The organism is Pseudomonas imrae, assembly GCF_046352735.2.
Lineage (GTDB): Bacteria > Pseudomonadota > Gammaproteobacteria > Pseudomonadales > Pseudomonadaceae > Aquipseudomonas > Aquipseudomonas imrae.
Genome location: NZ_CP110853.2, coordinates 663,140 through 688,823, shown reverse-complemented (window position 1 = coordinate 688,823; position 25,684 = coordinate 663,140). Strand labels below are relative to the sequence as shown.

Here is a 25,684-nt window from a genome sequence, read left to right as displayed (position 1 = left end):
GCGAGCTCAACAGTTTGTTGAACCGCTACCCGGCCGAGCTTGCGCGCACCCGCGAACAAATCCAAACGCGCGCGGAACTGGCTGGCGCCACCCACCTGAAAATCGACACCGTGCAGCAAGCCATCGCCGCACTGGAGCCGCAGGTACGCGCCCAACACGGACAAATCCAGGGCGAAGTACGCTTGATGCAAGGCGTGATGATCGGTCTGATCCTATTGATCGCCTTACTGATCGACACCTTGCAACGGCGCCTGTCACGGGTCTTGACCAACCTGGCGCCCGCTCTGTCCACTTGGGCCGACGGCGATTTCAGCCAGAGTATCGCCCTGGGCAGGACCAACCGCGAACTGCATGACATTGAAGAGTCCCTCAATCGCCTGCGCGCTTATCTGGTGGACCTGGTCGGTACCATCCGCATGAATGCCGAGCAAGTGGCCGGTAGCAGTAGTGCCCTGGCCGAACTGAGCAGCGGCATGCATGAAGGTGCCGAACGACAGGCCGGTGACACTGCGCAAATCCGTGACTCCCTGGGCGAGCTGGAGGCCACTATCCAGCAAGTTGCTGGTGATGCCAGCCAGGCGGCGAGTGCCAGCCGCAGCGCCGGCGAGGCCGTTGAGCAAGGCCAGCGCGTTATTGGCCTGAGCCTGACCGGCTTGCATGCGCTGGTGGGCGAGGTGCAAGGCAATGCGCAGATGATTGAACAACTGGCCGAAGAGTCCGCCACCATCGGCAGCGTGCTGACGGTGATTCGATCGATTGCCGACCAGACCAACCTGCTGGCGCTGAACGCCGCCATCGAAGCGGCCCGCGCCGGTGAAGCCGGCCGTGGATTCGCGGTGGTCGCCGATGAAGTGCGCTCCCTGGCCCAGCGCACCGCAGGCGCCACCGCACAGATCCAGACCCTGATTGCCGGCCTGCAAACCGCCGCCCGGCAATCGGTGGAAGGCATGCGCGCCCAGGTCGAACATGCCGAAGCCACCGCCCAGCAAGCCCAGGCCGCAGATGGCGCACTGGATGAAATCGTCGGCGCGATACAGACCATTTCCGATACCGCCGTGCGGATTGCCGATGTGACCGCCCAGCAAAGCGGCGCGGTCAGTGAAATCCGTGATAACAGTGAGCGGATTCATCAATTGGGCGAGGATAATCTGCTGCGTATTGGCCAGGGCCGCAGCCAGGGCGAACACCTGTTGGTGCTGGGCGGGCAGCTCAACACCGCCGTGCAGGCCTTCCGCGTCTGACCCATCCCAAGTCATCTGAAAATCAACGTGTGGGAGGGGGCTTGCTCCCGATAGCGGTGTCTCAGCCAAGTAATTTGCAGCCGATACACTGCAATCGGGAGCAAGCCCCCTCCCACACGTTGATCTTCAATGGCTTCAAGACTGTGTTTCCAGTGACTGCTTCCAGTCTCGCGGTCACAAATTTTGCGCAATCCTCGCTAATCGTGCTGGCTATTGCAGAGAACTGGACAGTCACAAAGTCTTTGCGGCATAGTCGCCGGGTTCTGCCGCCCCCACATCAATAACAAGGAACAGCCGATGGCGACCTTACTGGTTCTGCACGGACCCAACCTGAACCTGCTCGGCACCCGCGAACCGGGCGTCTATGGGGCAGTGACCCTCGAACAGATCAACCTTGATCTGGAGCGACGGGCCCGTGAAGCCGGCCACCATTTGCTCTACCTGCAAAGCAATGCCGAGTATGAATTGATTGATCGCATTCACGCCGCCCGTAGCGAAGGCGTGGACTTCATCCTGATCAATCCCGCCGCTTTTACGCACACAAGCGTTGCATTACGTGACGCGCTGCTGGCGGTGAGCATCCCATTCATCGAAGTGCATTTATCCAACGTGTACAAACGCGAAGCTTTCCGCCATCACTCTTACTTCTCCGACGTAGCGGTAGGAGTGATCTGCGGCCTTGGCGCCAGCGGTTATCGACTGGCCCTGGAGGCCGCCCTGGAACAACTTGAAGAACAGGCTAAACGCCCCTGACCAACCCTTGGGAGTTGATGATTCATGGATATCCGTAAAGTTAAGAAATTGATCGAACTGCTGGAAGAGTCCGGTATCGACGAGCTGGAAATCAAGGAAGGCGAAGAGTCCGTACGGATCAGTCGCCACAGCAAGACCCCGGCCCAGCAGTTCTACGCGCCTCAGATGCAAGCACCGGCACCTGCCGCTGCCGCACCGGCCACCGCACCTGTTGCCGCGGCCCCTGCTGCGCCTGCCGCGCCAGTGCTGAACGGCTTCGTGGTCAAGTCGCCAATGGTCGGTACTTTCTACCGCACCCCGGCACCGACCTCGCCAGCGTTCGTTGAAGTGGGCCAGACCGTGAAAGTGGGCGACACCATTTGCATCGTTGAAGCGATGAAAATGATGAACCACATCACTGCTGAAAAAGCCGGCGTCATCGAATCCATCCTGGTAGAAAACGGTCAGCCGGTTGAGTACGACCAGCCGCTGTTCACCATCGTTTGAACCGCGGAGCGCCTTCGATGTTGAAACCTGCGAAGAAACTGCAAAAAGTCCTGATCGCCAACCGCGGCGAGATCGCGCTGCGTATCCTGCGCGCCTGTAAGGAAGAGGGCATCAAGACCGTCGCTGTTTACTCGACGGCCGATACCGAACTGATGCACGTGAAACTGGCGGACGAAAGCATCTGCATCGGCCCGCCACTGGCCGCGAACTCGTACCTGAAGGTCTCGAACATCATCGCTGCCGCTGAAGTGACCGGCGCTGATGGCATCCACCCTGGCTACGGCTTCCTTGCGGAAAACGCTGATTTCGCCGAACAGGTGGAAAAATCCGGGTTTGCCTTCATCGGCCCGAAAGCCGAAACCATTCGCCTGATGGGCGACAAGGTATCGGCCAAGGACGCCATGATCGCAGCCGGTGTGCCAACCGTTCCTGGCTCCGACGGCCCGCTGCCTGAAGACGAGGCAACCGCCCTGCGCATTGGCCGTGAAGTCGGCTACCCGGTGATCATCAAGGCCGCTGGTGGCGGTGGCGGTCGCGGCATGCGCGTGGTGCACAAGGAAGAAGACCTGATCGAAGCGGCCAAGCAGACCCGTTCCGAAGCGGGTGCCTGGTTCGGCAACCCGATGGTCTACCTGGAGAAGTACCTGACCAACCCACGTCACGTGGAAGTCCAGGTGCTGTCCGACGGCCAGGGCCAAGCCATCCACCTGGGCGACCGCGATTGCTCGCTGCAACGTCGTCACCAGAAGGTATTGGAAGAAGCGCCGGCACCGGGCCTGGATGAGACTGCACGCCAAGAAGTCCTGGCGCGTTGCGTCAAGGCCTGCATCGACATCAACTACCGTGGTGCCGGTACTTTCGAGTTCCTGTACGAGAACGGCCGTTTCTACTTCATCGAGATGAACACTCGCGTGCAGGTAGAGCACCCGGTTTCGGAGATGGTCACCGGTATCGACATCGTCAAGGAGATGCTGAGCATCGCCGCTGGCAACAAGCTGTCGTTTACCCAGGCTGACGTGAAGATGCACGGCCACTCCCTGGAGTGCCGGATCAACGCCGAAGACCCGAAAACCTTTATCCCGAGTCCAGGCCTGGTCAAGCATTTCCATGCGCCAGGCGGCAACGGCGTTCGCGTCGATTCGCACCTGTACAGCGGCTACAAGGTTCCGTCCAACTACGACTCGCTGATCGGCAAGCTGATCACCTGGGGTGCAACCCGCGACGAGGCCATGGCCCGTATGCGCAACGCCCTGGACGAAATCGTGGTCGACGGCATCAAGACCAACATCCCGTTGCACCGGGATCTGGTTCGCGATGAAGGCTTCTGCGAAGGTGGTGTGAACATCCACTACCTGGAACACAAACTGGCCAACCAGTAAGTGCGCCACCCAACAAAGCCGCCTTCGGGCGGCTTTGTTGCTTGTGGAGACACACAATCCAAATGCGCGAGCCCGCTCCCACATTTTGTCGCGCCTACATCCCCAGGACCGCATATCGTCGGCGCTGTCGTCTTCTGGCCTGCTCTCGCGTAAACTTGCGCCCTTTCGCAGCCCACGCCGCTGCACACTCATTTTTTCAAAGGTGCCCGCCATGCCTTGGCTGCAAGTCCGTCTCGCCATCAGCCCAGAACAAGCCGAAACCTACGAAGACGCTTTCCTCGAAGTGGGCGCTGTCTCGGTGACTTTCATGGACGCCGAAGACCAACCGATCTTCGAGCCGGAACTCAACACCACGCCATTGTGGTCCCACACTCACCTGCTGGCCCTGTTCGAAGACGGCACTGATGCCGCCAGCGTCCTCGCCCACCTGGAGCTACTCACCGGCGGCCCGTTGCCTGAGCATCACAGCGAAGTGATTGAAGACCAGGACTGGGAGCGCAGTTGGATGGACAACTTCCAGCCGATGCGTTTCGGCCAGCGCCTGTGGATTGTACCGAGCTGGCACGCCGCCCCCGAGCCGGACGCGGTAAACCTGCTGCTGGACCCGGGCCTGGCGTTTGGCACCGGCACCCACCCGACCACCGCGCTGTGCCTGGAATGGCTCGACGGCCAGGACTTGAAAGACTGTAACGTGCTGGACTTCGGCTGCGGCTCAGGGATCCTGGCCATCGCTGCCCTGTTGCTGGGCGCCAGGCAAGCCGTTGGCACCGATATCGATGTACAGGCCCTGGAAGCGTCCCGCGACAATGCCGGACGCAATAACATTGCCGAAGACAAGTTCCCGCTTTATCTGCCGGAACAATTACCGCATGTCCAGGCCGACGTGCTGGTCGCCAATATCCTTGCCGGCCCGCTGGTCGCCCTGGCGCCGCAACTATCCAGCCTGGTCAAGCCAGGTGGGCGCCTGGCGCTGTCGGGGATCCTCGCCGAACAGGGTGAAGAAGTGGCCGCGGCCTACGCTCAGGACTTCGACCTGGACCCGATCGCCAACCGTGATGGCTGGGTACGCATCAGCGGTCGCCGACGCTAGAATGAATGCTTGCATGAATCGGATGGCCGCATGACCGACAGTTTCGTCACCCAGTGCCCGCATTGCCAGACACGCTTTCGCGTCAACCATGCTCAATTGAGCGTGGCCCGCGGCGTGGTTCGTTGTGGCTCTTGCCTGCAAGTGTTCAGTGCTGCCCGGCAACTGCTGGAGCAGCACGCCCGTGCGTCCGAGCCGCAAGCGCTCCCGGCCGTAGAAACGCCACCGCGAGCCATCAGCCAAAAGCAATGGAGTGCCGAAGAGCTGGACCTCGACAACCTGGATCTGGACGAGGAACTGGCCAGGCTGGAACGCCGGGAAATCCAACACACTCAATCTTCAGGCGCCGACCGTCGACCGAACGACGAGGCCCTCAGCGCCAGCCGCGACACGGCCAAGGCAGAAGAGGAGCAGTGGGCCGCCAGCCTGTTCAGCGACCGACCTGACGAACGGGCCGAGTCATTTGACGCAGCAGGCGAAATACCTGAGCGAACCCCAGGAAAACCAACGCGCACCGAACCGTCAATGTCATTTTCCAGCATCGAGCCGGACGACGGGCCATCGTTGCATGCCCACCCCCTTGATGACGACCTCGATCCGCCAGTGCCGACCATCGGCGCCGAAGCAGCCCCCTCGCAGGACGAGCCGGAGGCGCAAACCCGCCGCAAACGCCCGCGCCCCACGACCAGCGCCCATGACGAAATGCTGCAAGGCCTGGAAGACGACCCGCTGCACCTCTACACCGGCAAGCGGCCTGCCGGCCTGGGACGCCGCTTGCTCTGGCTGACGCTGGTACTGCTGGCCGCGGCGGGCTTGGCCGGCCAATACATTGCGTATCAGTTCGACGAACTGGCGCGCCAGGACAAATACCGCCCCTGGTTCCAGGAGTTGTGCCCGAAACTGGGCTGTACGGTGCCTTCGCGGGTTGATGTCGCCCATATCAAGAGCAGCAACCTGGTAGTGCGCAGCCATCCGGAATTTGCCGGTGCCCTGGTGGTGGATGCGATCATTTACAATCGCGCGACCTTTTCCCAGCCGTTCCCGCTGCTGGAGCTGCGCTTCGCGGACCTCAATGGCCGGATGATCGCCAGTCGGCGCTTCAAACCCTCCGAATACCTCAGCGGAGAGTTGGCAGGACAGACCGAGATGCCATCCCAGACGCCGATCCACATCGCGCTGGATATCCTCGACCCAGGCAACAAAGCAGTCAACTACAGCCTGAGCTTCCACTCTCCCGAGTGAATCGGTGCAGGCTTGAGCGTTTGACGGCGGTTTTCTGACTACACTGGCGATGACCTAACCGGTGGCGATAAGAAAGCAGCTGTTCAGATTTTATCCAATTCAGCCTTTATCCAGTCATCGAGAGCGGGTATCATGCCAACCCTTTTTCGAACTCTAATGATCCGGCCCCACAACAGGGAAGTCCTATGTCGGCGGTACGCATCGGCCCATACACATTACAGAACGGCTTGATTCTCGCCCCGATGGCGGGCATCACCGACCAGCCCTTTCGTCAGTTGTGCAAACGTTTGGGTGCGGGGCTTGTAGTCTCGGAAATGGTCACCAGCGACATGAGTTTGTGGAACACCCGCAAGTCCAGGATGCGCATGATCCACGAAGGTGATCCCGAGCCCCGCTCGGTACAGATCGCCGGTGGGGACGCGCAGATGCTGGCGGACGCAGCCAGGGCCAACGTCGAGTTGGGGGCGCAGATTATTGATATCAACATGGGTTGCCCGGCAAAGAAGGTCTGCAACAAGGCCGCCGGTTCCGCGCTGTTGAAGGATGAGCAGTTGGTGAGCGAGATCCTGCATGCCGTTGTCGCTGCAGTCGATGTGCCGGTCACGCTGAAGATCCGCACCGGTTGGGACCGGGAGCACAAGAATGGCCTGACGGTGGCGAAGATCGCCGAACAGGCGGGTATTACAGCGCTGGCGGTACATGGCCGCACCCGCGCCGACCTTTATACCGGTGAAGCCGAGTACGACACCATTGCCGCGATCAAGCAGGCGGTGTCCATGCCCGTGTTTGCCAATGGCGATATCGACTCAGCCGAAAAAGCCCGACGCGTGCTGCATGCGACCGGTGTCGATGGCCTGTTGATTGGCCGGGCGGCCCAGGGGCGGCCGTGGATTTTTCGTGAGATCGAGCATTTTCTGCGTACCGGCGACACCCTGCCGGCACCGGAGCTGATCGAGGTGGAACGTATTCTGCTAGAGCATCTGGCCGCCCTGCATGCCTTCTATGGAGACGTGATGGGAGTGCGCATTGCGCGCAAGCATGTCGGCTGGTATCTCGCAACCTTGCCGGGCGCCAGGGAGTTTCGCGCCCACTTCAATCGTTTGGATGATACGGAAGCACAGTGCGCCTACGTTCGTGAGTTCTTCGCCGAACGTTACAAGAGCCAGGGGGTGGCCGCATGACGATGATGACCGAGACTTTAGTGAGTGGAACAGCACCCGTGAGCGACAACGTCAATTTGAAACAGCACCTCAACACGCCAAGCGAAGAAGGCCAGACCCTTCGCGGGAGTGTCGAGAAGGCGCTGCACAATTATTTCGCCCACCTTGAGGGCGCGTCCGTCACGGATGTGTACAACCTGGTGCTCTCCGAAGTCGAGGCCCCCTTGCTCGAAAGCGTGATGAACTACGTCAAGGGCAACCAGACCAAGGCCAGTGAGCTGCTCGGGCTCAACCGTGGCACGCTGCGCAAGAAACTCAAGCAGTACGATTTGCTGTAAGCATTCAATCAAACCAGAAAGGCGCCCGCGTAAAAACGGTCGCCTTTTTTGCTGACTCCTTTGCTTTTGATGGAAATTGAGATGACCGACCAGACTACCCGCCTGCCGATCCACCGCGCCTTGATCAGTGTTTCCGACAAGACCGGGATCCTCGAATTTGCCAGGGAGCTCGAAGCCCTGGGGGTGGAGATTCTTTCCACCGGCGGGACCTTCAAACTGCTGCAGGACAATGGCGTGGCCGCAGTAGAAGTCGCGGACTACACCGGTTTCGCAGAAATGATGGACGGTCGGGTCAAAACCCTGCACCCGAAAATCCATGGCGGGATCCTCGGCCGTCGCGGTATCGACGACGCCATCATGAACGAGCACGGCATCAAGCCGATCGACCTGGTGGCCGTTAACCTGTATCCGTTCGAAGCCACCATCAACAAACCAGGTTGCGACCTGCCAACCGCCATCGAAAACATCGATATCGGCGGCCCGACCATGGTCCGCTCGGCGGCCAAGAACCACAAAGACGTGGCCATCGTGGTCAACGCCAGCGACTACGCCCAGGTACTCGAAAACCTCAAAGCCGGCGGCCTGACCTACGCCCAGCGTTTCGACCTGATGCTCAAGGCCTTCGAACACACCGCCGCCTACGACGGCATGATCGCCAACTACATGGGCACCGTGAACCAGGCAGCTGAAACGCTCTGCACCGAAGGCCGCAGCCAGTTTCCGCGCACCTTCAACAGCCAGTTCGTCAAGGCCCAGGAAATGCGCTACGGCGAGAACCCGCACCAGAGCGCGGCATTCTACGTGGAAGCGACGCCTGCCGAAGTCGGTATCGCCACCGCGACCCAACTGCAAGGCAAGGAGCTGTCGTACAACAATGTGGCCGATACCGACGCCGCGCTGGAATGCGTGAAGAGCTTCGTCAAACCGGCCTGCGTAATCGTCAAGCACGCCAACCCGTGCGGCGTGGCCGTAAGCCCGGACGCCGAAGGCGGTATCCGCCAGGCCTACGAACTGGCCTATGCCACCGACACTGAATCGGCTTTCGGCGGCATCATCGCCTTCAACCGCGAACTGGACGCTGAAACGGCCAAGGCCATCGTCGAGCGTCAGTTCGTTGAAGTGATCATTGCGCCATCCGTCAGTGAAGAGGCCCGCGCCATCGTTGCCGCCAAGGCCAATGTACGCCTGCTGGCCTGTGGCGAATGGTCGGCTGACCGCGCCGCTGCCTGGGACTACAAGCGTGTCAATGGCGGCCTGCTGGTACAGAGCCGCGACATTGGCATGATCGGTAGCAGCGACCTGAAAGTCGTCACCCAGCGCGCTCCGACCGAGCAGGAAATCAACGACCTGATCTTCGCCTGGAAAGTGGCCAAGTACGTCAAGTCCAACGCCATCGTCTACGCCAAGAATCGCCAGACCATCGGTGTCGGCGCCGGCCAGATGAGCCGCGTGAACTCGGCGCGCATCGCCGCGATCAAGGCTGAGCATGCAGGCTTGCAGGTGGCGGGTTCAGTCATGGCTTCCGATGCGTTCTTCCCGTTCCGTGATGGCTTGGATAACGCCGCGAAAGCTGGCGTCACCGCCGTGATCCAACCGGGTGGCTCGATGCGTGATGCTGAAGTGATTGCGGCGGCTGATGAAGCCGGCATCGCCATGGTCTTCACCGGCATGCGCCATTTCCGCCACTAAAGTGGAGCGGCAAGGCTCAAGCTGCAAGCGGCAAGTAAAAGCAGGACGGTGTTGCTTTTACTACTGTTTGCAGCATCTCTAATTCACAGCTGGATGCTGCACTTTCGAGCGCTGAGAATCGCTTCTAACTTGCAGCTTGCAGCTTGTAACTTCCTCCGAAGGAGTCTGACTTGAACGTCCTTATCATTGGCAGCGGTGGCCGTGAACACGCCCTGGCCTGGAAAGTTGCCCAGGACCCACGCGTCCAGAAAGTATTCGTCGCCCCAGGCAACGCTGGTACCGCCATTGAAGCCAAATGCGAGAACGTCGCAATCGACGTCCTGGCCCTGGAACAACTGGCCGACTTCGCCGAGAAAAACGTTTCCCTGACTATCGTCGGCCCCGAAGTGCCGCTGGTGGCCGGCGTCGTGGACCTGTTCCGCAGCCGTGGCCTGGATTGCTTTGGCCCGACGGCCGGCGCCGCCCAGTTGGAAGGATCAAAAGCCTTCACCAAGGATTTCCTGGCTCGCCACAAGATCCCGACCGCCGACTATCAGAACTTCACCGAGATCGAGCCTGCATTGGCTTACCTGCGTGAAAAAGGCGCTCCGATCGTAATCAAGGCCGACGGCCTGGCTGCCGGCAAAGGCGTGATCGTCGCCATGACCCTGGGCGAAGCCGAAGACGCCGTGCGCGATATGCTCGCCGGCAACGCGTTCGGTGACGCAGGTTCTCGTGTGGTGATCGAAGAATTCCTCGACGGCGAAGAAGCCAGCTTCATTGTGATGGTCGACGGCAAGAACGTCTTGCCGATGGCCACCAGCCAAGACCACAAACGCGTTGGCGACGGTGACACCGGCCCGAACACCGGCGGCATGGGTGCCTACTCACCAGCTCCGGTGGTCACGGCGCAAGTCCATCAGCGCGTCATGGACCTGGTGATCTGGCCAACCGTGCGCGGCATGGCCGACGAAGGCAACGTCTACACCGGCTTCCTGTACGCAGGCCTGATGATCGACAAGGCCGGCAACCCGAAAGTCATCGAGTTCAACTGCCGCTTTGGCGATCCGGAAACCCAACCAGTGATGCTGCGCCTGCAATCAAGCCTGGTGCTGCTGGTAGAAGCTGCGCTGGCCCAGGCCCTGGACAAGGTTGAAGCACAATGGGATCCACGCCCGAGCGTCGGTATCGTACTGGCAGCCGGTGGTTACCCTGCCGACTACGCCAAGGGCGACGTAATCGAAGGCCTGGACGCGGCAGCCCTGCTTGAGGGCAAAGTGTTCCACGCTGGCACCGCGCTCAAGGATGGCAAGGTCGTCACTGCCGGTGGTCGCGTTTTGTGCGCAACGGCCATGGGCGCCAGTGTCGATGCCGCCCAGCAACAGGCTTACGCATTGGCCGCGAAGATTGACTGGCAAGGCTGTTTCTACCGCAAGGACATCGGCTACCGCGCCATTGCCCGCGAACGTGGCGAGAATCAGTAAGCACCTATCCGTTCGGTCAGGCAGGGGCCTTCGGCCCTTGCCCTACTGTTACTGTCCCGCGCATAGTTAACCCCGTGCATCAACCTACGAAGGGATTTCGCCGTGCGCTGGCTCAGGATCGCCATAGGTTTTACCGTCAGCCTGCTGACCCTGCTCTGCTTGCTTCCGGCCCAGGCCGCCTCGCAAGGCAGCGGTTGGGCGGTATTGCTTGATGAACAGGCCGATCTACAGCTGAGCGATATCCGCTCCCCTCGCTACATCAATCAATTCAGCCCCATCGAACTGGACCGGATCACGGCATCCGCGGCCAACGGTGCGTTGTGGTTACGCTTCAAGCTTCAACCCGGCAAGCACGAACAAGTGCTGCGGATCTTCGCCCCTGACCTGGCGCATTTGAACCTGTATGTGCTCGATGGCGACACCCTGCTGGAACAGTTGAACACCGGCACCCGCCAACCCCAGGCCGAACGCCCGCTGCCCAGCAGCGATTTCATGTTGCCCATGCCACAAAGCCAGAAGCCCCTGGATGTATATGTGCGCCTGGTGTCAGAGCATGAACTGCGCCCATATATCACCCTGGAGCCGGCCGTCCTCGCCGCCGCCAATCAGAGCCAGACACTGGTGTATGGGCTGCTGTTCGGCTGTCTGCTGATGTTGATCCTGCATAACATCGCACGTTACGCCTACCACCGTTCCCGCAGCAGCTTGTGGCTGGCAGCCTGTGAAGCGCTGTTGCTGCTTAGCCTGCTGCTGTTGCTCAACCTGCTCGGCCCGTGGCTGCCCAACTGGCATGCCATTCAGACACCAGGGGCTTACCTGGCCTTGCTGCTGACCGCACCGTGCGGGCTGATGTTTACCTATCGCTTCTTCGCCCCGCTGGGCCCACACCCGCTGAACAAGCTGCTGATGGCAGACGTCCTGCTGATTATCCTGTGCGGCTTGTTGCTGCTGTTCGTCAACACCCTGCCCTTGAATATCATCACCTACGCCTTGGTGGCGCTGGCCGGCTTGAGCATGCTGTTTGTCTCCGCCTATCACTGGCAGAAGGGCTATCGCCCGGCACGGCTGTTCATGCTCGCCATGGTGGTTTTCAACATCGGCATACTGATTATCTTGCCGGCCTTGCTGGGGTTGACCCTGGCCGCCCCCCACGATTTGATCCTCACCCTACTCGGCGTCATCTGCATCAGCGGCCTGTTGATGAGCCAGGCCCTGGGCGAGCGCCAGCGCAGCATCGTCGAGGACCGCTTCAGCCTCAGTCGCGACCTGGCCGCCAGCAATGCCGAAATCGCCGCCAAAGCCGAGTTCCTGGCGAAGATAAGCCATGAAATCCGCACCCCCATGAACGGCGTACTGGGCATGACCGAGCTGCTGCTGGGCACCCCTTTATCGGTCAAGCAACGTGACTACGTGCAAACCATCCACAGCGCCGGCAACGAGCTGCTGACCCTGATCAACGAAATCCTCGACATCTCCAAGCTCGAATCCGGGCAGATCGAGCTTGATGACGTGCAGTTCGACCTCAACGCCTTGATCGAGGACTGCCTGAGCATCTTCCGCGCCAAGGCCGAGCAGCAAAATGTAGAGCTGATCAGCTTTATCCAGCCGCAGGTACCACGCGTCATCAGCGGCGACCCGACGCGCCTGCGCCAGGCGTTGCTGAGCCTGCTGGAAAACGCCCTGCAAAAGACCGATGAAGGCGAAGTGCTGATCGTCGTGGCCCTGGATGAACGTAGCAGCAAACCGCGCCTGCGCATTGCCGTGCAGGACAGCGGCGTGCCGATGGAGGCCGCCGAACGCGATGCCTTGCTGCACAGCGAATTGCACAGCAAGAATTTCCTCTCCGCCACCCGCCTGAGCGGTCATCTGGGGTTGGTGATCGCTCGCCAGTTGATCCTGTTGATGAACGGTGAATTCGGTATCAAGAGCGGTAGCCAGCAAGGCAGCACCTTGTGGCTGACCCTGCCGCTGGATCCCGAACGCCTGGAGCATCCGACCAGCGACCTCGACGGCCCGTTGCGCGATGCGCGGGTGCTGGTGGTGGACGACAACGACACCTGCCGCAAAGTACTGGTGCAACAATGTACCGCCTGGGGCTTGAATGTCAGCGCCGTGCCGTCGGGCAAGGAAGCACTGGCCCTGCTGCGCACCAAGGCGCACCTGCGCGACTATTTCGATGTGGTCCTGCTGGACCAGAACATGCCCGGCATGACAGGCATGCAACTGGCGGCGAAGATCAAGGAAGACCCGAGCCTGAACCACGACATCCTGCTGATCATGCTCACCGGAATCAGCAATGCGCCAAGCAAGATCATTGCGCGCAACTGCGGGATCAAGCGCATCCTGGCCAAGCCGGTAGCGGGATATACCCTCAAGACCACCCTGGCCGACGAGTTGACCCAGCGCAGCAAGGGTATCGTGCTGCCACGCCAGCCGCTCTCAAGCGCACCTGTCAGCGTGACAGTACCCAGCGACTTCCGCATTCTGGTGGCCGAAGACAACAGCATCTCCACCAAAGTCATCCGCGGCATGCTCGGAAAACTCAACCTGCAGCCGGACACGGCCAGCAATGGTGAGGAAGCGTTGCAGGCAATGAAAGCCCAGCGTTACGACCTGGTACTGATGGATTGCGAGATGCCTGTTCTCGATGGTTTCTCGGCGACCCAACAATTACGGGTCTGGGAAGTCAGCAACCAGCGCGTGCGTACGCCAGTGGTGGCACTGACCGCGCATATCCTCTCGGAGCACAAGGAACGTGCACGCCACGCCGGGATGGACGGGCACATGGCCAAACCCGTGGAGTTGTCGCAACTGCGCGAGTTGGTGGAGTATTGGGTAGCTCGCCGTTGCAAGAACGAGCTTGCTCGCGAAGAACCCTGACGATAATGCGCAACGCCTGACTCATTGCACCACCCTCGGTTTTTTCGCGGGCAAGCCCGCTCCTACAGGAATCGGTACCGTTCAATTGCCCCAGTCCTGATAAACTCCTCCTCGCCTTCCTTCGCTGTGAGCTCCTGCCATGCTCCACGTGTTGTTCAGCGTTTATTTGAAGATGCTGGTGCTGTATAGCCCCTTCTTCGTCCTGTCCTGCTTCATCAGCCTGACCCGCGGCTATTCCAGCAAGGAGCGGCGGCGCCTGGCCTGGAAAGTGGCCTTGGCCACCCTGGTGTCGAGCGTTTTGCTCTATTTGTTCGGGCGTACGATTTTCAGCGTATTCGGCATCACCGTGGATGCCTTTCGCATCGGCGCAGGCAGTGTGCTGTTCATCTCTGCATTGGGCATGGCCCAGGGCAAGTCCGCGGTACAGACCGACAATGTGCAGCAGGATGTCACTATTGTCCCCCTGACCATCCCCCTGACAGTCGGCCCCGGCACCATTGGTGCATTGCTGGTGATGGGTGTCAGCCAACCCCACTGGGACGACAAGTTCATGGCTATTGTGAGTATTGCCTTGGCCAGCCTGACGGTGGGCGTGGTGCTGTACCTGTCCAACCGTATTGAACGCATTCTCGGTGACCAAGGCCTGCAGATTGTCAGCCGCTTGATGGGCTTGTTTGTATGCGCATTGGCGGCGCAGATCATCTTTACCGGGGTCAGGGGTTACCTGGTGCACTGAATGATCAGATCCGGTATTGCGCGATGGCCAGCGACACTTTATCTCCTGCGCTCTCACGCAACTGTTTGATTGTCGCTTCGTTGACAACGGCAGGGTTCAACACCAGGCAAGTCCGGCCGCTGAAGGCTTGCACCGATGAACTGTCCCATTCGATAAAGGGTATCCCGACTTTCTTGCTGACGCCGTGGACACTGTAGATCACCAGCACCATCAGCACCTCGCCGTCGACCTCTGAACAGGACGCCAGGCCGAAGTCCCCGCCCTCATGGGTAGTGGTGTTTCGCGTGAACAAATCAAAAGACTGCGGGTGCTGTTTCAAAGCCTCGAAAGCATCCGCCGCAAGCTTGGGTAGCGTCATCGCCAGTGATCCCGTCAGGGACGTCGAGGCGACCGTACTGCCAATGATGTTCAACGCAGCCATTTGCACACTCAGCCCTTTCTTCGAATTCGCGACTCGTTCGAAGCTGCTGCGAACAGGCAGCCAACCCAGGCTGGTCATGACCCTGATGAACTCGTCATACCAGGCTTGCGTGCCCCGCTCCAGTTTCAACACATCGCTCACATAACTGCTGGCCAACAAATAGCTTTTGCGGGTGTACTCCCTGTTGAGGCGGCTCATGCCGGCTACAAATGAAAAGACGCTGTTGTTGACTACCGCACCATTGAAATCTTCATCGGCTCCAGCTTCGGCAGACAAGGGTGAAGCGTGCTGCGCCGCCGCGGTGGACGGCAATTTGTAAGTCGCAATGAGCTTGTTCCTTTTGGCAACATTGATCCGTTTATGTTTTCGCTCCATTCCTGTTTCTCCAAAAAAACCCACACGGGTCTACTGGAAACACTAGCCGGCCCGTTCGTGCTTTTGAGGGTTAGGAAAAGGATGATTCCGGCACAAGAAAAAACCGGCCGGACAGCCAGCCTGCCTAAACACTGGGTATTGCACGGAGGCGGATAGCGGCACGCTTCCATTCTTCGGCAAGAGCAGAAAATTCCATGCCGATACGTCGTCCTAACCGCCAGGAAAGCGGAGCCGTCGTGCGCCAGGCGTTGCTCTTTTCAGACTTCAGCGACCCCCTTGCGAGGCCGCTGGCATGTCACGAAACGGGCTTTTCACCGTACCAACGCGGGGTGTACACCCAATCACCGCCACCGTTCCGGGGAAACACACAGGTGGTGGACGAGCCAATCAGCACCATGGTGCGCATATCCACCTGATCCGTGGTCAATTCGCCCAAGGTGGTGGTACGCAGCGTCTGGCCCGGACGCCCGATATCCCGCCCCAGCACCACTGGTGTTGCCTGGGTACGATGTTGCGCCACGATTTCCAGGGCACGCCCCAATTGCCATGGACGCGAACGGGAGATCGGATTGTAGAACGCCAGCGCAAGGTCGGCCTGGGACGCCAGGTCCAGGCGCTTCTCGATGATCGACCAGGGCTTGAGATTGTCAGACAGTGACATCACGCAGAAGTCATGTCCCAGTGGAGCCCCCGCCTGGGCGGCCGTAGCCAGGGACGCCGAGACGCCCGGCAGGATCTCCAGGTCGACTCGATGCCAGGCCGGATCACTGGACTCGTGCAATGCCTCCAGCACCGCAGCGGCCATCGCGAACACACCCGGATCACCGGAAGACACCACCACGACAGAACGTCCCTGGGCTGCCAGCTCAAAGGCATGTCGGGCACGCTGCATTTCTTCGCGGTTGTCGGTGCAATGCTGGACCTGATCAGCGCGAAAGGGTCCGGCCATGCGCACGTAGGTTTCGTAGCCCAGCACATCGTTGCAACGGGCCAGTTCGGCCTTGACCGCCGGCACCATCAGTTCGGCAGCGCCAGGACCCAGGCCGATGACGGCGAGGCGACCACGGCAGCGGCCGATCTGTGACAGTTGCACGGGCTCGGGCGATGAGTTGATCACGATGTCGGCAGCCTGTTCGCCCGCCAGCGCCGCAAAACGCAGAGGCACGCCCAACGCCTGCGCAGCGGCATGCAACTGCGGGTCGGCCATATCGGCGTCGTCTGCAAGCAGGCACGCCAGGCATTGCATGGCGATCCCATCCTGTTGCAAGGCATCCTTGACCCGTGCCGCCAATTGCGCGCCGGGGCGGCACGTCACCCACACGTTTTGCGGATAGATCAGCAACTCATTGGCCGCCGGAGCGCGCTCGGCGTTGCCTACATGAATCGTCAGGCGAGCCTGCTGATCCTGCGGCAGATTGGCCTGGTCCAGCCAGGGCGCCGCGCCTTCGATACGCACGCTTTCACCGGCCAGCAGGTCTGAGACAAAACGCTTGCCCAGCTCAAGGTCGGCCAACTGATAGCCACTGGGCGGGTTGAGCAGGCAGGTGCCGAAGCGCAGTTCACCGCTGGTGGTAACGGCGGCGGCAGTGCCCAGGGCTGCGGCAATCTCCCGCGCCATCACGTTCACCCCACCCAGCCCGCCGAGCAACGGCACCACCGCGCTGCCGTCTTCGGCGACGGCCAGCACTGCAGGTTCCGCCCCTTTTTCCAGCAGCAATGGCGCCAACGTGCGGATCACGATACCGGCGGCGCACAAGGCAATGATCGGCGAGCCCTGCTGATACAACTCGCGCAGGGTGGCGCCAAATTCGCTATAGCCCCGATCAGCACCGGCAACCCGACCGACCAGGCCGTGAATCAGTGCGTGGGGGTAGACCTGCTGAATCGTTCGGGCAGTGGCGAGGCTGCCCTGGCCCAGAATGACAATCGCGGGAGTCATCAACCTTGCCACCTTTCACCGGGAACGATGATCAACGAGAAATACGGCGAGGACATCGGTTCGACCTGCGCCAGCGGCACGATCTTCTGATTGGCCATGGTGGCGCGCTCGACATACAACGCGCGCCCCGCCAGCCCCAGTTCCTCCAACACCTGGCGCACCTTGGGAAAGTTGCGCCCCAGCTTCATGATCACCGCCGCATCGGCATCCGCCAGGCGGCGCTTGAGCTCCTCATGGGGCAGCACCCCGGACAGCACCGACAGGCTCTGATTGCGATACACCAGCGGAGCGCCCAGCACCGAGGCGCCACCAAGCATCGAGCACACCCCGGGGATGACCTGAGCGTCGTAGCGCTCGGCCAGACGGTCATGCAGGTACATATAGGAGCCGTAGAAGAACGGATCGCCCTCACAGATCACCGCCACGTCACGCCCGGCGTCCAGATGCGCCGCCACGTCGACACTGGCGCCGTCGTAGAAATCACTGATCACCTGTTCGTAAGACAACGGCGCTGGCAATGCTTCGGTGGTTACCGGGTAGACCAGCGGCATCAACGTCTGCTCGGACACCAAGTGCTCTTCGATAATGCCGAATGCGTTGCCCTTCTTGCCCTTGGCCACGAAATACGCCACTACCGGCGATTCGCGCAACAGGCGCAGCGCCTTGAGGGTGATCAACTCCGGGTCGCCGGGGCCTACGCCCAGGCCAATCAACCGTCCACGAGCCTGCATCATTCGATCTCCGTGGCCAGGGCGTTGACAGCTGCGGCCGCCATGGCGCTGCCGCCCAGGCGACCTTGCATGATCACAAACGGTACGCCACGGCTATCGGCAGCAAGCATCGCCTTGGATTCGGCGGCACCGACAAACCCCACCGGAAATCCAAGGATCAGCGCTGGCTTTGGTGCACCGGCATCAAGCATTTCGAGCAAATAGAACAGCGCCGTGGGCGCGTTGCCGATCACCACCACGCTACCTTCCAGATACGGGAGCCACAATTGCAGGGCGGCTGCGGAACGGGTATTGCCCAGCTCCTGGGCCAGCGCTGGCACGCTGTCGTCGCGCAAGGTGCAGATCACCGGGTTGTTGGCCGGCAGACGGGCACGTGTCACGCCTTCGGAGACCATCCGCGCATCGCACAGGATCGGCGCACCTGCAGCCAGAGCCTCACGGCCCGCCTTGCCGGCACCTTCGGAAAACTGCAGGCCGTCGATGGCCTCGACCATCCCGCAGGCATGAATCACCCGCACGGCGAGTTTTTCCAGGTCGGCCGGGATACGATCGAGCTTGGCCTCTGCGCGAATGATCGCAAAGGAGTTGCGATAGATCTCCTGACCGTCGCGGATGTAATCAATCATCGGTGTTGCTCCGTGGATGGGCACGTAACAGGGCGCCCACCGCTTCAATAGAAAGAGTACGCGCATGCAGGCGACCGAAACCCGGCTCGGCTGCATCGCGAAAATAGACGTCGTAGTAACCGGGGCTCACCGCCAGCAAGGTGACCGCAGCGGTGTGGGCCGCAGCGCAAGTGCGTGGGCAGCCGGACAGATGGACATCATGTCCCTCGCCCTCGCCCTGCAGCAGCGCGGCCAGGTGCCGGGCGTCGGCCTTGGTGTCGGCGTGGGCCTTGGCACAACCACTGGAACCGGTGCAGGCGATCATCCGTGTCAGCGCCTGGTCGGCAGAACAGAGAAAGCCCAAACGGGCCAGGCCCTCAGTGACGCGGACGGCGTCGTCCACCGTCAGGTTGGGCAGCAGCAGGCCTTGCCACGGGGTAAAGCGCAACGTGCCATCGCCATGGTCAACGGCCAATTGCGCGGCACCTTCAAGCATCGTCGAGCTCAAGCGGCCCAGGGGAGCGAGCGCGGCCACGTAGAGCTGATTTTCCTGGCGCTGGGGATAAGTTCCCAGGCGCAATGCTGCCGGATTATCGCGCCGGCAATAGGCGTCGACGGGCCGCAGCGGCAAGGTCAGCCGCGCAATAAAGTTATCCACAGGTGTTTCAGCCAGCAGGTCGCGCATGCGGTTCTGCTCGGGGCTGGCCAGGTCGAGAAACAACTCCAGCACCGCGACCACCAACTCATAGCCTTGATCCAGGGTTACCGCCGCCACGGGTTTGTCACGCCCGGGGCAACCCGCCAGACCGAACGCCAGCAGGGTTTCGCCGTTCGCCTCATAGGCTGACAGCCACAGGTCATGATGATGTTCGAGCATCGCCAACGCTTCTGCGCCATCCAGTTGCACGGCGAACTTGGCCGACAATTGATGCAAGCGCGAACGGGTTTGCAAGGTGGCGAGAATCTGGTCGGCGAGCGGGCGGGTGTCGAACAACAGGTCGCGATCGATACCGGCGCTGGGACTGAGCATCAGGTTGCGCACATCATCACCACCGGCGGTGGTCGGCCCCAGGCCTGCGGCCAGCAGCTGCGCGACCAGGCCGTCGTGCTCCGGGCCGATACCACGAATCTGCAGGTTGGCGCGATTAGTCGCCTCGATCACCCCGCCAGCGTGGCGGCGGGCCGCGTTTGCCACCGCCAGCGCCTGTTCCGCGCGGATTGCGCCGCCGGCCAGTTTGATCCGGCAAATCCCGCCGTCCAGCGCCTGGACAATACGCAGCAACCCCGGACAACCCGAGGGACGCAATGTATTGGACAGTGGCAGTGGTTTCACGGGGCTACCGGTTCACGGGTAAAGGCGCGGTATTATGCCTGCTTTGTCCGACGGCATGAAAAGCCTGCCCGTCGGATGTCGCTCAAGGAATCAATATGTCGCCCTGGCTCACGGTTGTAGGCATCGGTGAAGACGGCTTCAAGGGGCTGGGTAGAAATGCCCGGCACGCATTGTTGCGCGCTTCGCGGATCGTTGGCAGCCAGCGCCAGCTGGATTTGCTGCCGGCGTGCATTCGCGGCGAGCGCGAACTCTGGCCCAGCCCGTTTTCCCTGGAGCCGCTGCTGGCACGGCGTTTGGAACCGGTGTGCGTGCTGGCCAGCGGCGACCCGATGTTCTATGGAGTTGGCGCCAGCCTGGCGCGGCAAGTCGCGGCCGACGAGTTGCTGATCCTGCCGGCGCCTTCATCGGTGTCGCTGGCAGCAGCGCGCCTCGGCTGGCCGTTGCAGGACGTGGTGACGCTCTCTGTCGTGGCGCGTCCGTTGGCGGCCCTTAATGCCCATCTGGCCAGCGGCGTGCGGTTGCTGGTGCTGAGCAACGACGGCCAAAGCCCGGCCGCGATCGCTGCGCTGTTGCACGCAAGAGGTTTTGGCCCGAGTCGCGTGAGCGTGTTTGAACACTTGGGCGGCGCATCTGAGCGGCGTCTCGATGGTATTGCCGAAAACTGGCAAGACCCGCCCATTGCCGCCTTGAACCTGATGGCCATCGATTGCATCGCGCACCCCGACACGGTGCGCCTGTCACGCCTGGCCGGCCTTGCGGATTGCGCCTTCAAGCATGACGGTCAACTGACCAAGCGCGATGTACGCGCCATGACCCTCGCGCGTCTCGCCCCGACACCTGGCGAACTGCTGTGGGACGTCGGCGCCGGCAGCGGCTCGATCGGCATCGAGTGGATGCGCGCGCACCCCAGTTGCCGTGCCCTGGCGATTGAAGCAGACGAAGGACGCCAGCAGTTGATCGAACATAACCGCGACGCCCTCGGCGTACCCGGCCTGCAGTTGATTCGCGGTAGCGCGCCCCAGGCCCTCGAAGGGCTTGAAGCGCCTGATGCGATCTTTATCGGCGGCGGCGTGACCCGCGCCGGCGTGCTCGATACGTGCTGGCAACACCTGCGCCCGGGCGGGCGGCTGGTGGCCAATGCCGTAACCCTGCAAAGCGAGATGACCCTGATGGACTGGCGCACCCGCCACGGCGGCGAGTTGACCCGCATCCATGTCGCCCAGGCCCAGCCGCTGGGCGAGTTCGACACCTGGCGCCAGGCGCTGCCCATTACCCTGCTTGAAGTGACCAAGCCCCAATGAAACGCATCCTGTTACTGGGCGGCGTCACCGAGGCCCTGGCTATCGCCCGCACCCTGGGCCCGCAACACATCTACAGCCTGGCCGGCATCGGCCGCGTGCCCACGGACCTGACCTGTCAGGTCCGGGTTGGTGGCTACGGGGGGGCCGAGGGCCTGGCGCAGTTTATCCGTGACGAAGGCATCGACCTGGTGCTGGACGCCACTCACCCCTACGCCGCACAAATCAGCGCCAACGCCGCCCGTGCGGCGCAACTGTGCGCCATCCCCTGCTGGGCGCTGCGGCGCCCGGCGTGGCAGCCACAGGCCGGGGATGACTGGCACGAAGTCAGCGATTGGACTGGGTTGATGCAAGCGCTCCAGCCTTTCAAGCGCCCGCTGTTCACCCTGGGCCGCGAACCGCTGCAACACCTCGACGAAATCCCCGCCGGCCAGTTCTGGACCTTGCGCGCCCTGGACCTGTATCCGGGCAACGCCCGCTGTGAAGTGATCGGCGCCCGTGGGCCGTTTCTGATTGAGGAGGAACGCACCCTGTTCGAGCGCCGCCAGATTGACGTTCTGATCAGCAAGAACAGCGGCAGCAGCGCCACGGAGCCCAAGCTTGAAGTGGCACGCGAGCGAGGGGTACCGGTGCTGATTTTACGGCGGCCGGGCCTGGCGGAAGTGGATCGGGAGTTTTTGACGCAAGAAGAAATGTTCGTTGCCTTGGCAAGTTTCACTCAATAAGTCGGGATCGTTGCCCGCAGGAAAAGTAACCTATCTATTACCTTCAGGCCGACCGATGATTGAGGTAGAAAAGGTCTAAGCTAATAGCACTGCGACACCAAACCACACCGGCACTTTTTACTTATCCCACCCGATCAGGCTAAATACCCACCTAATCGTTTAACCCTACGGATAGTCCGCCATGGCCCGTCAACGCTTTGCATTTGCCTGGATTGCCTGCCTTGCAGTGCTGTTCAACGCGTTTGCCATGCCGCTGGCCGGGGCGATGCAGCAAGGCAACGACCCTGCGCAGCAATGGATGTGGGGCAGTTTCTGTTCATCCAATGGCAGTGCGCTGGCGGTGTCCCTGGCCAAACTGGATCTGCCAGAACCGCAACCGGACGAACATTCCAACATGCAGCATTGCTGGTGCTGTTCGGGCTCGGCGCCGTCGGTGGCGCTGCCGGGGCACGTGCCGCAACTGTATATCACGCGTTTTGACACGGTGCCGAGCCTGCCGCCGCCGTCGTTGCAATCCCCTACGCCGCGCCAGCAATGGCCAAGCCTTAATCCCCGTGCCTCTCCAACGGCTTGATCACTTCGCAATCGACCTGCGTCTGAATCGTTCTGGAGAACTGCCATGCTTAAATCTTCCCTGCTTCTGGCGGCCTTGCTGCTGCCGATTTTCAATGCCGCCAATGCCGACGACTACAAGGCCGGCGACCTGTTGGTCAGCGATCCCTGGTCACAGGAGTTGCCGCCCAATGCGCCGACGGTTGCTGCCTACTTTGTGATTCACAACCAGGGCGAGACACCAGACCGGCTGCTCAGCGTCGATACGCCAGTGGCAAAGAAAGCCGAACTGCATGAGCACGTGATGCAGGGCGACCTGATGAAAATGCAACAAGTGCCCAGCGTTGCCGTGCCGGCCAAGGGTAATCTGACGTTCGCGCCCATGGCCTACCACGTCATGCTGCTGGGCCTCAATGACCGCAGCCAGTTGCGCGATGGCCAGCAGTTCCCACTGACCCTGAACTTCGAAAAGGCAGGCCCTGTCGAGGTGAAGGTATCGGTACAGAAAGCGCCACCAACGGCCAGTCACGAGCATAAACACGCCCAGTAGCAATCCCGGGCCAGCCCTCTTGTGAGTGCTCCAGCCAACAGGTCAACCAGACGCCGCCGCACGCCCTTGAGGCTTGCCCGCGGCAGTTGGATCAGCCTGTTCGCCATGCTGATGATCTTTATCGGACCGCTGATTTCCCAAGCGATGCCGATGGACCATCACGCCGGCATGTCCATGCAAATGAACATGGACGAGGTCTGCCATGGCGCGCCCCAGCACCCTGCCGAACACCAAAAGGCCCCCGCCGCCGACCACGTACTGTGGGAAAAATGCGGCTATTGCAGCCTGCTGTTCAGTTGCCCGACCTTGCCTGGCAGCGTCTCGTTCATCACCCTTGGCACCCCGCCGCCGGCCACTGGCCTGATCCCTGCACCGCGCCTGGGCCATGCCCGGCAGAGTATCTTCCCCGGCGCCCGCAGCCGTGCTCCACCCGTCATCTCGTAGGCAACGGATCAAAACAACTTCGCACGGCCGACTTTAAACAGACAGCCGCAAGCTGCTGGCCGTGTTGTTTACGACTGATTGATGGAATTTTTCATGTCCAGGTTTCCTGCTGACACCCGTATGGGATCAACCCCTGTACTCGTCGTTCTGTGTGGCGCGCTGTTGGTGCCACACGCCGACGCCGACGAGCACGCCGAGCACAGCAATGAGCTGCGCCCGACGGTCATCACCGCCGTAGCCCCCAGTTCCCCGCTCACGGTTGTCACCAACCCCAAGGACCCGCGCCAACCGGTGCCGGCCAGTGACGGTGGCGACTACCTCAAGACCATTCCCGGCTTCGCCCTGGTGCGTAACGGCGGAACCAACGGCGACCCGGTGCTGCGCGGCATGTTCGGCTCGCGACTGAATATCCTCACCAATGGCAGCATGATGCTCGGCGCTTGCCCGGGCCGAATGGACGCGCCTACTTCCTATATCTCCCCGCAGACCTACGACAAACTGACCGTAATCAAAGGCCCCCAGACCGTACTCTGGGGCCCGGGAGCGTCGGCCGGCACCGTGCTGTTCGACCGCGAACCGGAGCAGTTCGGCGAGTTGGGCACACGGGTCAATGCCAGCATCCTGGCGGGCTCCAACGGGCGCTTCGACAAAGTGCTGGACGCCGCAGCCGGCGGCTCGTTGGGGTACATCCGGGTGATCGGCAACCAGGCTCACGCCGATGACTACAAGGATGGCAACAACGACACCGTCGGCTCGCGCTACGACAAATGGAACGGTGATATCGCCCTCGGCTGGACGCCCGACGCCGACACCCTGCTCGAACTCACAGCCGGGCGGGGCGATGGTCAAGCGCGCTACGCCGGGCGGGGCATGGATGGTTCGCAGTTCTTGCGCGAAAGCCTGGGCCTGCGCTTCGAAAAATCCAACATCGGCGAGGTCCTGGACAAGGTCGAGGCCCAGGTCTACTACAACTACGCCGATCACGTGATGGATAACTACAGCCTGCGCACGCCCTCGGGCACCGGGATGATGGCTGGCCCCATGGCCTCCAACGTCGACCGCCGCACCCTCGGTGCACGAATCAAGGCGACCTGGCGCTGGGCCGATCTGCAACTGATCGGCGGCATCGACGCGCAGGCCAATGAGCATCGCCAGCGCAACAGCGCGGGCGTGGACACCTACAAAAACCTGCCGCGCAACAAGGACGCCGACTTTCACAACTACGGCGTGTTTGGCGAGCTGACCTGGTACGCCGCCGACAATGATCGCCTGATCAGCGGCGCGCGCCTGGATCGTGCTTCGGCCAAGGATTTTCGCCAGAGCACCGGCTCGGGAATGATGGCCCGCCCCAATCCTACCGCCGGCAACACCCGCGCCGACACCTTGCCGTCCGGCTTCGTGCGCTATGAGCACGACCTGGCCGACAGCCCCACCACCCTCTACGCAGGGATCGGCCACGCACAACGCTTCCCGGACTACTGGGAACTGTTTTCGCCGAAAAATGGCCCTTCGGGATCTGTAAATGCCTTCGATTCGATAAAGCCGGAAAAAACCACCCAACTGGACTTCGGCCTGCAATACAAGACCGCCGGGTTGGAAGCCTGGGCCTCGGGTTATGTGGGCCAGGTACGCGACTATATTTTGTTCAACTACACCCCCGGCATGATGGGCATGACCTCCCATGCGCAGAACATTGACGCGCGGATCATGGGTGGTGAACTGGGCGCCGCCTACAAACTGACATCCAACTGGAAGGCCGACGCCACCCTGGCGTATGCCTGGGGCAAGAACAGTAGCGACGGCAAGGCCCTGCCACAGATGCCGCCACTGGATGCGCGATTCGGCCTGACCTACAGCGAAGACGAGTGGAGCACCGGCGCCTTGTGGCGTGTGGTCGCGGCACAAAACCGCATCGACCAGAACAAGGGCAACGTGGTCGGCAAGGACTTCGACAAGAGCGGCGGCTTTGGCGTGTTCTCCCTGAACGCGGCGTACCGCATCAACAAGAATTTCAAAGTCAGCACCGGTGTCGACAACTTGTTCGGCAAGGCTTACGCCGAGCATCTGAACCTGGCCGGCAACGCTGGCTTCGGCTACCCGGCTGATGACCCACAAGCGATCAACGAACCGGGGCGCACGCTCTGGACCAGAGTCGACATGAGCTTCTAAAAGCATCGGGAGCAAGCCCTCTCTCACATTTTGAGTTGTGAGCACACTCAAATGTGGAAGGAGGCTTGCTCCCGATGGCGGCCTGACT

22 protein-coding genes and 1 pseudogene are annotated in these 25,684 nt (G+C 61.4%); 18 read left to right on the top strand and 5 right to left on the bottom strand.

The features are described from left to right. Positions 1–734: 734 nt before the first annotated feature. The 12 genes and pseudogenes from OQ460_RS03050 to OQ460_RS02995 all read left to right on the top strand — a co-directional run. Positions 735–1,241, top strand: a pseudogene (locus tag OQ460_RS03050) (methyl-accepting chemotaxis protein); the annotation flags it as partial. Between the two features lie 297 nt (positions 1,242–1,538). After that, complete coding sequence (aroQ, locus tag OQ460_RS03045; protein ID WP_410020436.1) at positions 1,539–1,994, top strand: type II 3-dehydroquinate dehydratase; 456 nt, start codon at positions 1,539–1,541, stop codon at positions 1,992–1,994. Between the two features lie 24 nt (positions 1,995–2,018). Further along, the gene (gene accB / locus OQ460_RS03040; protein ID WP_410020435.1) at positions 2,019–2,480 is read left to right on the top strand and encodes an acetyl-CoA carboxylase biotin carboxyl carrier protein; all 462 of its coding nucleotides are present in this window, start codon (positions 2,019–2,021) and stop codon (positions 2,478–2,480) included. Between the two features lie 17 nt (positions 2,481–2,497). Beyond that, positions 2,498–3,859: an acetyl-CoA carboxylase biotin carboxylase subunit gene (gene accC / locus OQ460_RS03035; protein ID WP_410020434.1), complete on the top strand. Its 1,362-nt coding sequence runs from the start codon at positions 2,498–2,500 to the stop codon at positions 3,857–3,859. A gap of 211 nt (positions 3,860–4,070) precedes the next feature. Beyond that, entirely contained in the window at positions 4,071–4,949 is an 879-nt protein-coding gene (gene prmA, locus OQ460_RS03030; protein WP_410020433.1) for a 50S ribosomal protein L11 methyltransferase, read from the top strand. Positions 4,950–4,979: 30 nt separating this feature from the next. Beyond that, positions 4,980–6,188 carry a DUF3426 domain-containing protein gene (locus tag OQ460_RS03025; protein WP_410020432.1) on the top strand — a complete coding sequence of 403 codons (1,209 nt, stop codon included), beginning with the start codon at positions 4,980–4,982 and terminating at the stop codon, positions 6,186–6,188. 185 nt (positions 6,189–6,373) lie between these two features. Beyond that, on the top strand, positions 6,374–7,369 hold the full coding sequence (dusB, locus tag OQ460_RS03020; protein WP_410020431.1) for a tRNA dihydrouridine synthase DusB: 996 nt from the start codon (positions 6,374–6,376) through the stop codon (positions 7,367–7,369). Then, positions 7,366–7,686: a DNA-binding transcriptional regulator Fis gene (gene fis / locus OQ460_RS03015; RefSeq protein WP_003221275.1), complete on the top strand. Its 321-nt coding sequence runs from the start codon at positions 7,366–7,368 to the stop codon at positions 7,684–7,686. Before dusB ends, fis begins: the two co-directional genes overlap by 4 nt. An 81-nt stretch (positions 7,687–7,767) precedes the next feature. Continuing rightward, positions 7,768–9,375 carry a bifunctional phosphoribosylaminoimidazolecarboxamide formyltransferase/IMP cyclohydrolase gene (purH, locus tag OQ460_RS03010; protein WP_410020430.1) on the top strand — a complete coding sequence of 536 codons (1,608 nt, stop codon included), beginning with the start codon at positions 7,768–7,770 and terminating at the stop codon, positions 9,373–9,375. 170 nt (positions 9,376–9,545) lie between these two features. After that, positions 9,546–10,838 carry a phosphoribosylamine--glycine ligase gene (gene purD / locus OQ460_RS03005; protein ID WP_410020429.1) on the top strand — a complete coding sequence of 431 codons (1,293 nt, stop codon included), beginning with the start codon at positions 9,546–9,548 and terminating at the stop codon, positions 10,836–10,838. 102 nt (positions 10,839–10,940) lie between these two features. Beyond that, the gene (locus OQ460_RS03000) at positions 10,941–13,718 is read left to right on the top strand and encodes a hybrid sensor histidine kinase/response regulator (RefSeq protein WP_410020428.1); all 2,778 of its coding nucleotides are present in this window, start codon (positions 10,941–10,943) and stop codon (positions 13,716–13,718) included. Between the two features lie 139 nt (positions 13,719–13,857). After that, positions 13,858–14,454 (top strand): MarC family protein, encoded by a 597-nt coding sequence (locus tag OQ460_RS02995; protein WP_410020427.1) that lies wholly within the window; start codon positions 13,858–13,860, stop codon positions 14,452–14,454. A 4-nt stretch (positions 14,455–14,458) separates the two neighbouring features. Here the strand turns inward: OQ460_RS02995 and OQ460_RS02990 are convergent, their stop codons facing one another. From OQ460_RS02990 to cobG, 5 genes are all read right to left on the bottom strand, one after another. Further along, a complete protein-coding gene (locus OQ460_RS02990) occupies positions 14,459–15,250 on the bottom strand; it encodes a hypothetical protein (RefSeq protein ID WP_410021915.1) in 792 nt (263 codons plus the stop codon). A gap of 295 nt (positions 15,251–15,545) precedes the next feature. Beyond that, on the bottom strand, positions 15,546–17,189 hold the full coding sequence (gene cobJ, locus OQ460_RS02985; RefSeq protein WP_410020426.1) for a precorrin-3B C(17)-methyltransferase: 1,644 nt from the start codon (positions 17,187–17,189) through the stop codon (positions 15,546–15,548). Further along, positions 17,189–17,923 carry a precorrin-2 C(20)-methyltransferase gene (locus tag OQ460_RS02980; protein WP_410020425.1) on the bottom strand — a complete coding sequence of 245 codons (735 nt, stop codon included), beginning with the start codon at positions 17,921–17,923 and terminating at the stop codon, positions 17,189–17,191. Before OQ460_RS02980 ends, cobJ begins: the two co-directional genes overlap by 1 nt. Beyond that, positions 17,920–18,546 (bottom strand): precorrin-8X methylmutase, encoded by a 627-nt coding sequence (locus OQ460_RS02975; RefSeq protein WP_410020424.1) that lies wholly within the window; start codon positions 18,544–18,546, stop codon positions 17,920–17,922. The genes OQ460_RS02980 and OQ460_RS02975 overlap by 4 nt, the downstream gene beginning before the upstream one ends. Next, entirely contained in the window at positions 18,539–19,843 is a 1,305-nt protein-coding gene (gene cobG, locus OQ460_RS02970) for a precorrin-3B synthase (protein ID WP_410021914.1), read from the bottom strand. The genes OQ460_RS02975 and cobG overlap by 8 nt, the downstream gene beginning before the upstream one ends. A gap of 110 nt (positions 19,844–19,953) precedes the next feature. On the opposite strand from cobG, the gene cbiE reads away from it, so the two are divergent. From cbiE to OQ460_RS02940, 6 genes are all read left to right on the top strand, one after another. Beyond that, the gene (gene cbiE / locus OQ460_RS02965; RefSeq protein ID WP_410020423.1) at positions 19,954–21,159 is read left to right on the top strand and encodes a precorrin-6y C5,15-methyltransferase (decarboxylating) subunit CbiE; all 1,206 of its coding nucleotides are present in this window, start codon (positions 19,954–19,956) and stop codon (positions 21,157–21,159) included. After that, positions 21,156–21,881 (top strand): cobalt-precorrin-6A reductase, encoded by a 726-nt coding sequence (locus tag OQ460_RS02960; protein ID WP_410020422.1) that lies wholly within the window; start codon positions 21,156–21,158, stop codon positions 21,879–21,881. The genes cbiE and OQ460_RS02960 overlap by 4 nt, the downstream gene beginning before the upstream one ends. A 181-nt stretch (positions 21,882–22,062) precedes the next feature. Further along, positions 22,063–22,455 (top strand): DUF2946 domain-containing protein, encoded by a 393-nt coding sequence (locus tag OQ460_RS02955; RefSeq protein ID WP_410020421.1) that lies wholly within the window; start codon positions 22,063–22,065, stop codon positions 22,453–22,455. Positions 22,456–22,500: 45 nt separating this feature from the next. Next, positions 22,501–22,983 (top strand): copper chaperone PCu(A)C, encoded by a 483-nt coding sequence (locus OQ460_RS02950; protein ID WP_410020420.1) that lies wholly within the window; start codon positions 22,501–22,503, stop codon positions 22,981–22,983. A gap of 66 nt (positions 22,984–23,049) precedes the next feature. Further along, on the top strand, positions 23,050–23,427 hold the full coding sequence (locus tag OQ460_RS02945; protein ID WP_410020419.1) for a DUF2946 domain-containing protein: 378 nt from the start codon (positions 23,050–23,052) through the stop codon (positions 23,425–23,427). A gap of 93 nt (positions 23,428–23,520) precedes the next feature. Further along, a complete protein-coding gene (locus OQ460_RS02940) occupies positions 23,521–25,596 on the top strand; it encodes a TonB-dependent copper receptor (RefSeq protein WP_410020418.1) in 2,076 nt (691 codons plus the stop codon). Positions 25,597–25,684: the final 88 nt, after the last annotated feature.

Bases quoted from the DNA above. Each gene is read 5' to 3' on its own strand.
- aroQ (WP_410020436.1), top strand. From the start codon at position 1,539: ATGGCGACCTTACTGGTTCTGCACGGACCCAACCTGAACCTGCTCGGC.
- accB (WP_410020435.1), top strand. From the start codon at position 2,019: ATGGATATCCGTAAAGTTAAGAAATTGATCGAACTGCTGGAAGAGTCC.
- accC (WP_410020434.1), top strand. From the start codon at position 2,498: ATGTTGAAACCTGCGAAGAAACTGCAAAAAGTCCTGATCGCCAACCGC.
- prmA (WP_410020433.1), top strand. From the start codon at position 4,071: ATGCCTTGGCTGCAAGTCCGTCTCGCCATCAGCCCAGAACAAGCCGAA.
- OQ460_RS03025 (WP_410020432.1), top strand. From the start codon at position 4,980: ATGACCGACAGTTTCGTCACCCAGTGCCCGCATTGCCAGACACGCTTT.
- dusB (WP_410020431.1), top strand. From the start codon at position 6,374: ATGTCGGCGGTACGCATCGGCCCATACACATTACAGAACGGCTTGATT.
- fis (WP_003221275.1), top strand. From the start codon at position 7,366: ATGACGATGATGACCGAGACTTTAGTGAGTGGAACAGCACCCGTGAGC.
- purH (WP_410020430.1), top strand. From the start codon at position 7,768: ATGACCGACCAGACTACCCGCCTGCCGATCCACCGCGCCTTGATCAGT.
- OQ460_RS02995 (WP_410020427.1), top strand. From the start codon at position 13,858: ATGCTCCACGTGTTGTTCAGCGTTTATTTGAAGATGCTGGTGCTGTAT.
- OQ460_RS02990 (WP_410021915.1), bottom strand. From the start codon at position 15,250: ATGGAGCGAAAACATAAACGGATCAATGTTGCCAAAAGGAACAAGCTC.
- cobJ (WP_410020426.1), bottom strand. From the start codon at position 17,189: ATGACTCCCGCGATTGTCATTCTGGGCCAGGGCAGCCTCGCCACTGCC.
- OQ460_RS02980 (WP_410020425.1), bottom strand. From the start codon at position 17,923: ATGATGCAGGCTCGTGGACGGTTGATTGGCCTGGGCGTAGGCCCCGGC.
- OQ460_RS02975 (WP_410020424.1), bottom strand. From the start codon at position 18,546: ATGATTGATTACATCCGCGACGGTCAGGAGATCTATCGCAACTCCTTT.
- cbiE (WP_410020423.1), top strand. From the start codon at position 19,954: ATGTCGCCCTGGCTCACGGTTGTAGGCATCGGTGAAGACGGCTTCAAG.
- OQ460_RS02960 (WP_410020422.1), top strand. From the start codon at position 21,156: ATGAAACGCATCCTGTTACTGGGCGGCGTCACCGAGGCCCTGGCTATC.
- OQ460_RS02955 (WP_410020421.1), top strand. From the start codon at position 22,063: ATGGCCCGTCAACGCTTTGCATTTGCCTGGATTGCCTGCCTTGCAGTG.
- OQ460_RS02950 (WP_410020420.1), top strand. From the start codon at position 22,501: ATGCTTAAATCTTCCCTGCTTCTGGCGGCCTTGCTGCTGCCGATTTTC.
- OQ460_RS02940 (WP_410020418.1), top strand. From the start codon at position 23,521: ATGTCCAGGTTTCCTGCTGACACCCGTATGGGATCAACCCCTGTACTC.